This window comes from Janthinobacterium sp. DSP2-3-3 (assembly GCF_049897325.1).
Taxonomy (GTDB): Bacteria; Pseudomonadota; Gammaproteobacteria; order Burkholderiales; family Burkholderiaceae_D; genus Janthinobacterium.
In genome coordinates this window covers 469,805-484,641 of record NZ_JAFCWA010000001.1, presented here as the reverse complement: position 1 = coordinate 484,641, position 14,837 = coordinate 469,805, and the positions used below count along the sequence as shown (strand labels likewise).

Below are 14,837 nucleotides of genomic sequence, written 5' to 3'. Positions count from 1 at the left end.
TTTAGGTACATAACCCCACGGAGCATCAATGTCACTCAACCCCTTCCCGCCGCTGCGCCGCGGCTTTGGCGCATTCTGGCGCGCGCTGGACGCCACCCGCCGCGCGGTCATCAATCTGATTTTCCTGCTGATCGTCATCGCCATCCTGATCGCCATCTTTGGCGGCGGCGCCAAGCCCCTGGCGGAAAAGACCACGCTGGTGCTTGACTTGCAAGGTCCGCTGGTCGAGGAAACCCCGGGCGGTGTGCGCGAGGCGGTGCTGGCCAATGTCAGCGGCGAAGTCAAGAAAAGCGCGCAGCTGCGCGACGTGCTGGCGGTGCTCGACACGGCGTCCAAGGACAAGAACATCGGTTCCATGGTGATCCTGCTCGACGAGTTGCAGGGCGGCGGCCTGGCGTCACTGCGCGAAGTGGCGGCTGGCGTGGAACGCTTCCGCGCCACCGGCAAGAAAGTCACGGCCTGGGGTTCGAGTTACAACCAGCGCCAGTACCTGGTGGCGGTCAAGGCCGACGAGGTATACCTGCATCCGATGGGCGGCGTCATGCTGGAAGGCTTTGGCCGCTACCGCAATTACTACCGCGACGCGCTCGACAAGGTGGGTGTGACGGTCAACCTGCTGAAAGTGGGCACGTATAAAAGCGCGGCCGAGCCTTTCATCGCCAACGGCCCGTCCGAAGCGGCGGCCGAAGCGGACCGCTACCTGAACAACGGCCTGTGGACTACCTACACGACGGACGTGGAAAAGGCGCGCAAGCTGCCGGCCGGCGCCATCATGCAATCGATCGATGCGTTGCCCGCGCTGATGACGGCAGCCGGCGGTGACCTGGGCAAGCTGTCGCTGGACGCCAAGCTAGTCGACGGCCTGAAAACGCGCGATGAACTGCGCCAGTTCATGATGGCGCGCGGCGCCAAGAACACGGAAGGCACAAACTTCCGCCAGGTGAACTACACGGATTACCTGGCGCGTTTGCGCCCAGTGCACGTCGGCGACGCCGTCGGCGTGGTCATCGCCTCCGGTGAAATCGGCGACGGCATCGCGCCACCGGGCGCCATCGGCGGCCTGTCCACCTCGCGCCTGATCCGCCAGGCACGCGAAGACAAATCGATCAAGGCCATTGTGCTGCGCGTCGATTCGCCGGGCGGTAGCGCCTTCGGCTCGGAATTGATCCGCCGCGAACTGGAACTGACGCGCGCCGCCGGCAAACCGGTGGTCGTCTCGATGGGCAACGTGGCCGCTTCGGGCGGTTACTGGATCAGCACCTCGTCCGATGAAGTGATCGCCGACGCGGCCACCATCACCGGTTCCATCGGCGTGTTCGCGATTTTGCCGACGGCCGACAAGGTGGTGGAAAAGCTGGGAATTCATACGGCCGGTTCGCCCACCACCTGGCTGGCCGACGCGGGCAACCCGTTGCGCCCGCTCGATCCCCGCTTCGCGCAAGTGATCCAGGGTTCGATCAACCACGTGTATGGCGACTTCCTGAACCTGGCCGCCAAGGCGCGCAAGACCACGCCGGAAAAGATCGATGAAGTGGCGCAGGGCCGCGTCTGGACAGGCTTGCAGGCGAAAGAACGCAACCTGGTCGACCGCATCGGCAGCTATGGCGATGCGCTGGCGTCGGCGGCCAAGCGCGCCAATCTGGGCGGCGACTACCGGGTGACCTACCTGGAGCAGGAAACGTCGAACGTGGACCGCCTGATCGGCATGTTCGGCTCCAAAACCATGGCCTCGCTGGGGCTGGGCGAGCACGTAAAGCTGGGCCTGGCCAGCACCGGCTTGCCGGCTGACGCGGCGCTGGGCATGGCGCAGGACCTGAGCTGGCTGTCCGGCATCACGCGCGAGCGCAAACCGTTCATGGCCCTCACGCACTGCTTGTGCGAGGTGCCTTTAGGCGGCAAGTAAGGCCGGACGCGAGACAATGATTTGCCCCCCAAGCCGGCTTCGCCCGGCTTGTTTCATATGCAGGGCAGCGATGAAGAGCAAGGCATGGCAAACGACATGAGTACACAAACTGACACGGCGATCAGCATTCGCCCTTGCGTGCAGGGCGATGAACAGGCGCTGGCGCTGGTGGGACAATCGACCTTCCTGGAGGCGTTTGCCGGCATCCTCGATGGCGCCGACGTCATCGCCCACTGCCAGCGCCAGCACGATGTGCAACTGTACCGCGACTGGCTGGCGCTGCCGGCCATGCGGCTGTGGCTGGCCGAGGCCACGCCCGGTGGCGCGCCCATCGGCTACCTGGTGCTCAGTCCCGCCAGCCTGCCGGTGGCCAACCCGCAGCCGAATGACCTGGAAATCAAGCGCATCTACCTGCTGCACCGCTTCCAGGGCCAGCGTGTGGGCCAGCGCCTGATGCAGGCGGCCGTGGAGCGGGCGCGCGCCAGCGGCGCAGGGCGCGTGCTGCTGGGCGTGTACGCGGAAAACCACGACGCGCTGGCGTTTTATGCGCGCTGCGGCTTTGCGCAGCTGGGCAGGCGCACTTTCCGCGTGGGCCGCACCGATTACCAGGATGTCATCCTTGGCATGACGCTGTAAATCCAGGTAAAGAATCGCGGCCGTCTGTCGCTGCCTGAGCACCCGCGTGGCGGCAGGTCAAGCCGGATGGCGGGAGATTTGTAGCGAGTTTGTATCTGCATGCGAGTCGCCCGTGCAGCGCTGGCGCCGTGGCACGACGCCCCCCAAGCCTGATTTTTCCACCATTCCCCCACAGTGGCGGCATGCCAGCAGGCGTGCGTGTCCAGGCCCCGCGCGGCAAGCCATGGATAATTGTTTCAAGTAGAAATGAAACAGAAACATGACTATGCTAGAGTCGTTTCACGCTAGGGAGCGATGTTTTTTCAGCTGACTTTCAGCTCTTGACTCCCCCGGCTTTGTACCGAAACAACCCCGAAAAACGGTCGTCCGGCCTGAGTGTGTTCCACCTCGGCCGGCGCCACAGACTCGCCGTGCCAGCGGCCTATACAAGGATAAGCGATGGATTCGCAGACAACACCCAACACCCCGCGGCGCAGCCGCCGTTCGAAAATCGTCGGCACGGTCATCGCGCTGGCCGTGATGGCTGCACTGGGGGGCGCTGCCTGGTACCTGACCCACTCCGGCACCGCCGCCCAGAGCGGCGCCGGCATGGCCGGACCCGGCGGTCCGGGCGGCCCCGGTGGACGCCGCGGCGGCCCCTCGACCACCGTGGGCGTGGCCACGGCCGTGAAGTCCGACTTGCCCGTGGTGCTCGATGCGCTGGGCACCGTGACGGCGGCGTCCACCGTGACGGTGCGCCCGCAAGTGTCGGGCATTTTGAAAGAGTTGAAATTCAAGGAAGGCGGCATGGTCAAGGCGGGCCAGGTGGTGGCGCAGATCGACCCGGCGCAGTTCGAGATGGCGCTGATGCAGGCCACGGGCCAGCGCCAGCGCGATGAAGCGCAGCTGGAAAACGCGCGCCTGACCCTGAAGCGCTATCAAACCCTGCTGGGCCAGGATTCCATCGCGCGCCAGGATGTCGATACGCAGGCCGCCCTGGTCAAACAGCTGGAAGGCACGGTCATGACGGACCGCGCCGCCGAAGGCACGGCCAGTCTGAACCTCGGTTATACCAAGGTGGTGTCGCCGATCAGCGGCCGCGCCGGCCTGAAGGTGGTCGATATCGGCAACCTGGTGAGCACCAGCGATGCGGGCGGCGTGGTGGTGGTGACGCAGCTGTCGCCCATCGACGTGGCGTTTTCCGTGCCACAGGATAAAGTGCAGACCATCCAGGAACGCCTGAATGGCGGCTCGGCCCTGGCGGCCCTGGCGCTGGACCGCACGCGCACGCATACCCTGGACAAGGGCAGCCTGAGCGCGCTCGATAACCAGGTCGACGTGCAGACGGGCACCGTGCGCGCCAAGGCCCGCTACACGAATGACAAGATGGCCCTGTTCCCCAGCCAGTTCGTCAACGTGCGCCTGGAGCTGGGCAATATCACGGGCGCCGTGCTGGTACCCGTGACGGCTCTGCGTCACAGCAATAATGGCGACTTCGTGTATGTGCTGAAAGCCGACAAAACCGTCACCGTGCGCATGGTCACGCGCGGTCAGGCGACTACCGACATGGTGGAAATCCGCGCCGGTCTGGAAGCGGGAGAGCAAGTCATCACGGAAGGCGCCGACCGCCTGAAGGAAGGCGCTAAAGTCACCCTGGCGGGCGACAAGCCGGTCGGTGCGGGCGGTGCACCTGGCGCAAGCGGCGAACGCCGCCACCGCCGCCAGCAGGCTGACGGCGCTGCCAGCGCATCAGCAGCGGCAGCCGCTTCCGCATCCGCACCGGCCAACGTTCCAGCGGCACCAGCGAAGGGCGCAGCACAATGAGTCCATCGACGCCCTTCATCAAGCGCCCCGTCGCCACGGCGCTGCTGATGCTGGCCATCGTGCTGGCGGGGCTGGTCGGCTTCAAGTTCCTGCCGCTGGCCGCCTTGCCGCAGGTGGACTTCCCCACCATCCAGGTGCAGACCTTATACCCGGGCGCCAGTCCCGAAGTCATGGGGCAGACCGTGACGGCCCCGCTGGAGCGCCAGTTCGGGCAGATGTCGGGCTTGCAGCGCATGAGTTCCACCAGCGCCGCCGGCGTCTCCCTCATCACCCTGCAATTCACCCTGGGTCAGACCCTGGACGTGGCCGAGCAGGAAGTGCAGGCGGCCATCAACGCGGGCGGCTCCCTGCTGCCGACCGACTTGCCAGCGCCGCCCGTGTACGCCAAGATCAACCCGGCCGACGCGCCCGTGCTGACACTGGCCATCACCTCGGACACCATGCCGCTGACGCAGGTGCAAAACATCGTCAACACGCGCCTGGCGCTGAAAATCAGCCAGGTCAACGGCGTGGGCCTGGTGTCGCTGTCGGGCGGCCAGCGTCCCGCCGTGCGCATCCAGGGCGACACCAAATTGCTGGCCTCATATGGCCTGGGCCTCGACAGCCTGCGCACGGCCATCGCGGCGGCCAACGTCAACAGTGCCAAGGGCAGTTTCGACGGCCCCACGCGCTCGTTTACCATCAACGCCAACGATCAATTGGTGACGGCGGAAGACTATAAGCGCCTGATCATCACCTATAAAAACGGCGCGCCCGTGCGCCTGCTTGACGTGGCCAACGTCGTCGACAGCGCGGAAAATACGCGCCTGGGTGCCTGGTCGGGCAAGCAGCCGGCCATCATTCTGAACGTGCAGCGCCAGCCCGGCGCCAACGTCATCAAGACGGTCGACGCTATCAAGGCCCTGCTGCCCGACCTGCAAGCGAGCCTGCCGGCGGCCATGAAACTCGACGTGTTGAGCGATCGCACGACAGGCATCCGCGCCTCGGTCGAGCACGTGGAAATGGAACTGCTGCTGTCCGTGCTGCTGGTGGTGCTGGTGATCTTCGCCTTTTTGCATAGTCTGCGCGCCACGGTGATTGCCAGCCTGTCCGTGCCGATTTCGCTGATCGGCGCCTGCGGCGCCATGTATCTGCTCGGCTACAGCCTGAACAACCTGTCCCTGATGGCGCTGACGATTGCCACCGGTTTTGTCGTCGATGACGCCATCGTCATGATCGAAAACATCGCCCGCTACATCGAAGAGGGCGAAACGCCGATGGCGGCCGCGCTGAAAGGCGCGTCGCAGATCGGCTTTACCATCATCTCGCTGACGGTGTCATTGATTGCCGTGCTGATTCCGTTGCTGTTCATGGGCGACGTGGTGGGCCGATTGTTCCGCGAATTTGCCATGACCCTGGCCATCACGATATTGATTTCCGGCGTGGTCTCGCTGACCCTGGTGCCGATGATGTCGGCGCGCTGGCTGAAAAGCCACGCCGATGAAAAAGTCAGCGCCACGGGCCAGCGCATCCAGGCCTTTCTCGACCGCGTCATCGTGCAGTACGATCATGCGCTGGTGTGGGTGCTGAAACGCCAGGGCTTGACCCTGCTGGTGGCTTTGGCCACTTTGCTGCTGACGGTGATTTTGTACATCACCATCCCGAAAGGCCTGTTCCCCACGCAGGACACGGGGCAGCTGAAGGCGCGCATCGAAACCTCGCAAGCCGTCTCGTACGAACGCATGGCCACCTTGCAGCAGGCTGCTGCCAGCGCGCTGCTGGAAGATCCCGCTGTCGATACCCTAAGTTCCCTGGTGGGCGTCGATGCGGCCAACAACACCATGCTGCACACGGGCAGCATGCTGATCAACCTGAAGCGTTCGCGCAGCGGCAGCCAGGACGACATCATGGAGCGCCTGCGCAACCGCGTGGCCAAGGTGGCCGGCGTAACCCTGTATTTGCAGCCGACGCAGGATCTCACCATCGATGCGGAATCGGGGCCGACGCAGTACCGCGTGTCGCTCGAAGGGGCCGACACGGCCACCGTCACCGAGTGGGCCGGCAAGCTGGCGGCGCGCATGCGCGAAAAATCGCAGCTGCGCAACGTCGTCACGGATGCGGGCGCCACGGGCGCCGCCGTCGTGGTGGCCATCGACCGCGACAGCGCTGCGCGCATGTCCGTCACCACGGCCACCGTCGACGACGCGCTGTACAACGCTTTCGGCCAGCGCATCATCTCGACCATTTTCACGGAAACCAACCAGTACCGCGTGATTCTCGAAGCGCAGCCCGGCATCGTCACCACGCCGGCCGACCTGTCGGAACTGCAGGTGCGCACGGGTTCCGGCAAGTCGACGCCGCTGTCCGCCTTTGCCAGCGTCAGCGAAAAACAGGCGCCGCTGCAAATCACGCACGTGGCGCAGTACCCGGCCACGACACTCGGCTTTGATACCACGCAGGGCGTGGCGCTGGGCAGCGCCGTCGACGCCATCCGGCAGGCGGCAAAAGACATCGGCTTGCCGCCATCGCTGACATTGACTTTCCTGGGCGCGGCCGGTGCGTATGAAAATTCCTTGTCGAACCAGCTGTGGCTGATCCTGGCCGCCGTCGTCTGCGTCTACATCGTGCTGGGCGTGCTGTATGAAAGCTATATCCACCCGCTGACGATTTTGTCGACCCTTCCATCGGCCGGCGTGGGTGCCTTGCTGGCGCTGATGATTTCCGGGCAGGACCTGGGCGTGATCGGCATCATCGGCATCATCCTCTTGATCGGCATCGTCAAGAAGAACGCCATCATGATGATCGACTTTGCCATCGAGGCCGAACGCGATGAAGGAAAAAGCCCGCAGGAAGCCATCCACCAGGCTGCATTGCTGCGTTTCCGCCCTATCCTGATGACGACCCTGGCGGCGCTGTTCGCGGCTGTGCCGCTGATGCTGGGCTGGGGCGAGGGCGCCGAGTTGCGCCGTCCGCTGGGCCTGGCCATCTTCGGCGGCCTGATCGTCAGCCAGGTGCTGACCCTGTTTACCACGCCCGTCATCTACCTGGGCTTTGACCGCCTGGGCCAGCGCTTCGCGTCTAAAACGCGGGGCGTGAGCCTGGACAAGCCGGCCGATAACGCGGGGAGCGCCGCGTGAACCTGTCCGAACCATTCGTCAAGCGGCCCATCGCCACCGTGCTGCTGACCATCGGCATCGCGCTGGCGGGCGTCGGCGCCTTCTTCGTGCTGCCCGTTTCGCCGCTGCCGCAAGTCGATTATCCGACCATTTCCGTCAGTGCCAGCCTGCCCGGCGCCAGCCCCGCGACCATGGCCACCTCGGTAGCCACACCGCTGGAGCGGCGCCTGGGCGTGATCTCGGGCGTGAACGAGATGACGTCGTCGTCGGGCACGGGCTCGGCGCGCATCAATTTGCAGTTTGATTTGAACCGCAAGATCGATTCTGCCGCGCGCGAAGTGCAGGCGGCCATTGCCGCCTCGCGCGTGGACTTGCCGGCCACCCTGCGCAGCAATCCGACGTATCGCAAGGCCAATCCGTCCGACGCGCCCGTGATCATCCTGGCGCTGACGTCAAAGACGCGCACGCCGGGCCAGATCTACGATGCCGTGTCGAACCTGGTGCAGCAGAAAGTGGCGCAAGTCAAAGGCGTGGGCGACGTGGAACTGGGCGGCGGTTCGTTGCCGGCCGTGCGTGTGGAACTGCTGCCTTACCAGCTCAATCACTATGCCGTGTCGATGGAAGACGTGCGCGCAGCCATCCAGGCCACGAACGCCAACCGGCCCAAGGGGGCGATCTCCGGCGACGCGCGCAGCCTGCAAGTCTATTCTGGCGCCAGCACCGCCTCGGGCGGGCGCAGCGCGGCCGATTACCGCGGCCTGGTGGTGGCCTGGCGTGATGGCGCCGCCATCCGCCTCGACGACGTGGCCGAAGTGGTCGACGGCGTGGAGAACAACAATACCCTGGGCCTGTTCAACGGCGATCCGGCCGTCATCGTGCTGATCACGCGCCAACCCGGCGCCAACGTCATCGCCACGGTGGACGGCGTGCGCGCACTGCTGCCGCAATTGCAGGCGCAGCTGCCCGGCGACATCAAGCTGCAAGTGGCGTCCGACAGCACCAATTCCATCCGCTCATCCTTGCACGAGATCGAATTCACCCTGATCCTCTCCATCGTGCTGGTGGTGCTGGTGGTCAGCGCTTTCCTGCGCAGCGTGCGCGCCACCATCATCCCGGCCGTGGCCACCATCGTTTCCTTGCTGGGCACCTTCGGCGTGATGTACATGCTGGGTTTCAGCCTGAATAACCTGTCGTTGATGGCGCTCACGGTGGCCACCGGTTTTGTCGTCGACGATGCCATCGTGGTGCTGGAAAACACGCAGCGCCACATCGAGGCGGGCATGGACCGTTTCAAGGCGGCCTTGCTGGGCGCGCGCGAAGTGGGTTTTACCGTGCTGTCGATCAGCCTGTCGCTGGTGGCCGTCTTCATCCCGCTGCTGTTTATGGGCGGCCAGGTGGGGCGTTTGTTCCGCGAATTTGCCGTCACGCTGTCGGCCGCCGTGATGATTTCGCTGGTGATTTCATTGACCACCACGCCGATGATGTGCGCCTGGCTGCTGAAAAGCGGTGAGCATCACAAGCCGCCGGGTGCCGTGGCGCGCTGGTTCGAACGGGGCTTCGAGCGCATGCTGAAGGTGTATGAACACTGCCTGGACTGGGCCTTGTCCAGCGCCGCGCTGGTGATGACCATCTTGGTATTCGTCGTCGGCCTGAACGTGTATCTGTTTGCGGCCGCGCCCAAGGGCTTTTTCCCGCAGCAGGACACGGGCCAGATCAACGGCGGCATGCGCGCCGACCAGAGCATCTCCTTCCAGGCCATGCAGGGCAAGCTGCGCCAGCTGGTCAACATCATCAAGGACGATCCTGCCGTCGCCACCGTCGTCGGGTTCACCGGCGGGGGCAGGGCGGGGGGCGGCTTCATGTTCATCGACCTGAAGCCGGCCTCGCAGCGCACCGACAAGGGCCAGGCCGTGATCGCGCGCCTGCGTCCGCAGCTGGCCAAGGTGACGGGTATTTCGCTGTTCCTCAACCCCGTGCAGGATTTGCGCATGGGCGGGCGTTCCAGCAATTCGACCTACCAGTACACCCTGATCAGCGACAACCAGGCGGACCTGAAGAAATGGGCGGCGAAACTGGCCGACCAGATGAAGCTGCAGCCCGCCCTGATCGACGTCGACACGGACCAGGCGGAAAATGGCGTGGAAACCTTTGTCAGCATCGACAAGGACCGCGCCACCCAGCTGGGCGTGCAGGTGCGCGACATCGACAATGCGCTGTACAACAGTTTCGGCCAGCGCCAGGTGGCGACCATCTATGATGAGCTGAACCAGTACCACGTCATCATGGAAGTGGCGCCGCGCTATGCGCAAAGTCCGGAAGCGCTGCGCTCCGTGTATGTGCCGGCGTCGAATGCGGCCGGCGTCAGCACGACCACCTCCGCCGTCACCTCGGCGACGACTGCCACCACCTCGAACACGACGGCGGCGCGCGATCCGTCCAGCGGTACGGCCTTGAGTACGACCCTGGCGACGATGGTGCCGCTGTCGTCGTTTAGCAGCTTTGCCGAAAGCTCGACGGCGACGTCCATCAACCACCAGGGAGGTGAGCTGGCCACCACCGTCTCGTTCAACCTGGCCGACGGCTCTCCGCTCAGCGATGGGCAGGCCGCCGTGGCCCAGGCGGAATCGGAAATCGGCATGCCGGTGAATGTGCGCGGCAGCTTCCAGGGTTCGGCCAAGAGTGCGCAGGACAGCAACAAGGAGCAGCCGCTGTTGATCCTGGCGGCCATCGTGGTGATTTACATCGTGCTGGGCATCCTGTATGAAAGCCTGATCCACCCGATCACCGTGCTGTCAACCTTGCCGTCGGCGGGGGTGGGCGCCGTGCTGGCATTGCTGCTGTTCCGCATGGAGTTTTCCATCATTGCCCTGATCGGCGTGTTCCTGTTGATCGGTATCGTCAAGAAAAATGCTATATTGATCATCGACTTCGCGCTGGAGGCCGAGCGTTCGCGCGGACTGACAGCGGTGGAGGCGGTGCGCGAGGCATGTTTGCTGCGTTTCCGCCCCATTCTGATGACCACACTGGCGGCGGCGCTTGGCGCCTTGCCGCTGGCGATCGGTTTCGGCGAGGGGTCAGAGCTACGCCAGCCCTTGGGGGTCGCCATCATCGGCGGCCTGATTGCCAGCCAGTTACTCACATTGCTGACCACCCCGGTGGTCTATATCCTGCTCGACAAGCTGCGCACGCGCAGCGCCGACGAGCAGCAATTGAGCCGCATTCCTGGGCCAGATAACCCGAGCACACAATCATGAAGCAAGTAAAACCTATCCCGTCCGCCGTACCCGCACGCCACCTGCTGGCATTGGCAGCGGCCGCAGTTCTTCTGGCTGGCTGCGCCGTCAGCCCCGCGTATGAAGTGCCCGTCGCCGCCGCGCCGCAAGCGTTCAAGGAGGCGGCCGGCTGGCAACCGGCCGTGCCAGCCGATACCCTGGAGCGTGGCCCCTGGTGGACCCTGTTCGGCGACGCGCAGCTGAACCAGCTGGCCGAAGGCATTGAGGTATCGAACCAGAACGTGGCGGCTGCCATTGCCTCGTACGAGCAGGCGCGCGCGCTGGTGCGCGAACAGCGCGCCTCGCTGTTCCCCAGCGTGAACCTGACGGGCAGCGGTGCCCGTTCCGGTGGCGGTGGCGGTGGCGAGCAGCAGACGAACAATAACTTCAAGGCGGCCATCGGCGCGTCGTGGGAACCGGATATCTGGGGCCGCCTGCGCGCCGGCGTATCGGGCGCGGATGCCAGCGCGGCCGCCAGCGCGGCCGACCTGGCCGCCGCGCGCCTGTCGGCGCAGGGCGAACTGGCGACGAATTACTTTTCGCTGCGCCAGAGCGATGCGCAGATCGCGCTGCTGAACGCCACCATAGCTGGCTACAAGCGCGTGCTCGACATCACCAGCAACCGCTTCAATTCCGGCATCGCCGCCAAGTCCGACCTGCTGCAGGCGCAGACGCAGCTGGCGAATGCGCAGATCGACCTGTCGAGCCAGACGCGTGCGCGCGCCCAGCTGGAACACGCGATCGCCATCCTGCTGGGTAAGGCGCCGTCTGACTTCAGCCTGGCCGTGGCGCCGTGGACCCTGACCGTGCCCGAGGTGCCGCTGGGCGTGCCGTCGACCCTGCTGCAGCGCCGCCCCGATATCGCCGCCGCCGAGCGCAGGGTGGCCGTGGCCAACGAGCAGATCGGCATCGCCCGTTCCGCCTACTATCCGAGCCTGAACCTGACGGGTTCCTACGGGTCCGGCGCCAGCCGTGTGGGCGACCTGTTCAATGCATCGTCGAGCCTGTGGTCGCTGGGCGTGTCGGCCGCGCAAACCTTGTTCAACGCGGGCGCCACCACGGCCAGCGTGGACGCGGCCAAGGCCGGCCACGAAGCGGCCGTGGCGCGCTACCGCCAGACGGTGCTGGCCGCCTTTGGCGCCGTGGAAGACCAGTTGTCAGCCACGCGCGCGCTGGCCGAGCAGCTGGCCTTGCGCCAGCAGGCGTCGTCCGCCGCCGACCAGGTCGAGCAGCAGATGCTGAACCGCTACAACGCGGGCCAGGTCGGCTATACGGATGTGGTGACGGCGCAGGTGACGGCCCTGTCGGCGCGCCGTTCGCTGGTGCAGGCGCAGGCGGACCGCCAGACGACGGCCGTGGCCCTGATTCAGTCGCTGGGCGGCGGCTGGCATGTGCCGCCGGCGCAGTAGACGGCAGGTTGGCGCAGGGTGAAAAACCTGCGCCAAATTCGCATTTTCACGCGTGGCTTGAGTGCTAGAATGCAAGATTATCAATTGCCGGCCTGACCCCTTGATTTACCTCAAAACCAAGCTGCAGCAGCGTTTGACTCCCCTGTTTCATTACGCCTTGAACCGCGATGGCGTATTGCTGTTGGGGAGCGCCGACACGCCTGGACATTCTTCCGAGCCGTGCGCACCGCCGACGGCGTCCGCCTGGCTGTACCAGCGCCCCGACAACTGGGCGCCCCAGCTTGCCGACGTGCCGCCGGCGGCCACCCCGGGCCGCCCGCCGAAGCTCAAGGTGCTGGAACTGGGGCGGCAGCTGATCCAGGCACGCCATGACATCCAGACCTCGCGCGACGAAGTCAAACCGGCTAAGGGGGAATGGCAAGTGAGCAATGAGGAGTGGCAATCGGCGAGGATACTGGAAGCCCGGCGGCGTCAGATCCAGTCCGGCGCCGTAGCAGACGGGACAGCAGGAAAGAGAGCCTCATGAACGGACCATTCGACGACGGTAGCATGCCGGCCAGATTGCGAGCGCAGGCCGAGCAAGTGGCGCAGCAGCGCCAGCCGATACCGCCGCCGCAGTCGAATGAAGACGTGATGCGTCAGACGCATGAGCTGCAGATCAAGCAGATCGAGCTGGAAATGCAGAGTGCAGCCCCGGGCGAACTGGAACAGATGAGGACTGAATTTGAAAGCCGCCGCGACCTTTATGCGCAGCTGTATGAACAGGCGCCCGTCAGCTATTTTTCCGTGGCGCGCGAGAGCATCATCACGCGTGTCAACGTGGCTGCCTGCGGTTTGTTGCAGCGTGACAAGAGCCAGCTGCTGGGGCGGCGTTTCGAACAATTCGTTGCGCCCCAGGCGCACGGTGTTTTCCGCCGTTTCCTCGACGCTGTCTTCAGCAGCGGCGCGCGTCAGGTACTTGAGGTGCAACTGTTCGAAGGCGTAGCGTGCCGCACGGGTCGCATGGTGCGCATCGAAGCCAATGTCGACGCCGCCAGCGCCACGGCGCGCATGTTGGTGATGGACCTGGGCGACGAGCATGCGCGCGAATCGGCCTTGCAGCGCGCCTTCGTCATCCTCGACAGTATCCGCGAAGGCGTGCTGGTGACAGACAGCGGCAACCGCATCATTTCCGTCAACCCCGCCTTTACCACCATCACCGGCTACCAGGCGGAGGAAGCCATCGGGCGCGATCCGTCCTTCCTCGGCGGCGGCACGCATTTGCCGCATTTCTATGAAGCCATGTGGCGCAGCCTGCATCAGAATGGCAGCTGGTATGGCGAACTGGTGAACCGGCGCAAGAGTGGCGAGCGCTTCGTCGAGTCGCTGTCGATCACGCCCATGCGCAACCAGGACGGTGCCATCAGCCATTTTGTCGGCGTGTTTTCCGATATCACCGAGCGCAAGCTGGCCGAGGCGGACTTGCGTGAACTGCATCGTGAGCTGGACCAGCGCGTCATCGACCGCACGGCCGAATTGCTGCGAGCCAACCAGCATCTGCAGCTGGAAGTGCACCAGCGCGAGCGGGCGCAGGAAGCCTTGCGCGATGCCGAGCGTTTCTTCCACGCCACCATCGATTCGCTGACGGACCGGGTGCTGGTGCTGGACCGGTCCGGCTGCGTCGTGCATGCCAACCAGGCATGCCTGGCCTTCGTGGGGCGAACGTCACGGCCGCTGCAGTACCTGGAATTTTGCGAGACCGACCCACGCTGGCAGCGCAGCGCCGGACGCGAGCTCGCTGCCGGCATCCGTTCCGTCATTGCCGGCACTGCCGACACGTTTGCGCTAGAGTATGAATTTGCCACGCGCGCCGGCCCGCGCTGGTCGCAGGCCAGGATCAGCCGTTTCCTTGGCGAAGAGCCGCTGCGTGTGGTGGTGGCGCACACGGACATTACCGAACGCAAGCTGATGGATGGCGCCCTGCGCCAGTCGCACGCGCAGTTGCGCCAGCTGGCGCTGCATCTGGAAACGGCCAAGGAAGACGAGCGCAAGCGCATCTCGCGCGATATCCACGATGAGCTGGGGCAAAACCTGCTGGCGCTGCGCATCGATATTTCCATGCTCAGCGCGCGCACCGAGGGTACCCATCCGCGCCTGCACCGCCGGGTCGGCGCTGTGCTCAGCAATGTCGACACCACCATCAAGAGCGTGCGCGGCATCATGAACGAGCTGCGCCCGATGGCGCTGGACCTGGGCTTGCAGGCCGCCATCGAATGGCAGGTGGGCGATTTCCGCAAGCGCAGCGGCGTCGCTTGCCGCTTGCTGATACGCGACGAGGCCTTGTTTGCCGCCATCGGCAGCCAGGTCGAGATCGTGCTGTTCCGCATCGTGCAGGAGGCGCTTAGCAACGTCATGCGGCACGCCCAGGCCAGCCAGGTCGAGATCGAGCTCAGTTCGGATGCCTGCGCCGTGTACGTGGCCATCAGCGACAATGGCATCGGCATCACGCCACAGCAGCAGCGCAAAAAACAGTGCTTTGGCCTGATCGGCATTGCCGAGCGGGTGACGGCGCTGGGCGGGCACTTCGAGGTGGGCATGCCGGCGTCGGGCACCGGTTGCCGCCTGTCCCTGCAGATTCCCTTGCCGGGGGCGGGGCGGCCTGCCGCCTGATACAGAAATTGCAATGGGTTAATTTTTGCCGACTCATGCCCCGCCGGACAGGCTATACTTTCGCCTGCTA

General features: G+C 65.0%; 8 protein-coding genes. All 8 read left to right on the top strand.

Annotation, left to right across the window (positions count from 1 at the left end):
• Nucleotides 1-28: 28 nt before the first annotated feature.
• Entirely contained in the window at nt 29-1,903 is a 1,875-nt protein-coding gene (gene sppA / locus ACP7DE_RS02385; protein ID WP_426070572.1) for a signal peptide peptidase SppA, read from the top strand.
• A 96-nt stretch (nt 1,904-1,999) separates the two neighbouring features.
• Nucleotides 2,000-2,539 (top strand): GNAT family N-acetyltransferase, encoded by a 540-nt coding sequence (locus ACP7DE_RS02380; RefSeq protein ID WP_426070571.1) that lies wholly within the window; start codon nt 2,000-2,002, stop codon nt 2,537-2,539.
• A gap of 438 nt (nt 2,540-2,977) precedes the next feature.
• Entirely contained in the window at nt 2,978-4,342 is a 1,365-nt protein-coding gene (locus tag ACP7DE_RS02375; RefSeq protein WP_426070570.1) for an efflux RND transporter periplasmic adaptor subunit, read from the top strand.
• Nucleotides 4,339-7,458 carry an efflux RND transporter permease subunit gene (locus tag ACP7DE_RS02370; protein ID WP_426070569.1) on the top strand — a complete coding sequence of 1,040 codons (3,120 nt, stop codon included), beginning with the start codon at nt 4,339-4,341 and terminating at the stop codon, nt 7,456-7,458. Before ACP7DE_RS02375 ends, ACP7DE_RS02370 begins: the two co-directional genes overlap by 4 nt.
• Nucleotides 7,455-10,691 (top strand): efflux RND transporter permease subunit, encoded by a 3,237-nt coding sequence (locus tag ACP7DE_RS02365; protein WP_426070568.1) that lies wholly within the window; start codon nt 7,455-7,457, stop codon nt 10,689-10,691. The genes ACP7DE_RS02370 and ACP7DE_RS02365 overlap by 4 nt, the downstream gene beginning before the upstream one ends.
• Complete coding sequence (locus tag ACP7DE_RS02360; RefSeq protein WP_426070567.1) at nt 10,688-12,118, top strand: efflux transporter outer membrane subunit; 1,431 nt, start codon at nt 10,688-10,690, stop codon at nt 12,116-12,118. The genes ACP7DE_RS02365 and ACP7DE_RS02360 overlap by 4 nt, the downstream gene beginning before the upstream one ends.
• Nucleotides 12,119-12,218: 100 nt before the next feature.
• Nucleotides 12,219-12,644, top strand: a complete 426-nt coding sequence (locus ACP7DE_RS02355) for a hypothetical protein (protein WP_426070566.1) — start codon at nt 12,219-12,221, stop codon at nt 12,642-12,644.
• Complete coding sequence (locus ACP7DE_RS02350; RefSeq protein WP_426070565.1) at nt 12,641-14,767, top strand: PAS domain-containing sensor histidine kinase; 2,127 nt, start codon at nt 12,641-12,643, stop codon at nt 14,765-14,767. The genes ACP7DE_RS02355 and ACP7DE_RS02350 overlap by 4 nt, the downstream gene beginning before the upstream one ends.
• Nucleotides 14,768-14,837 lie beyond the last annotated feature (70 nt).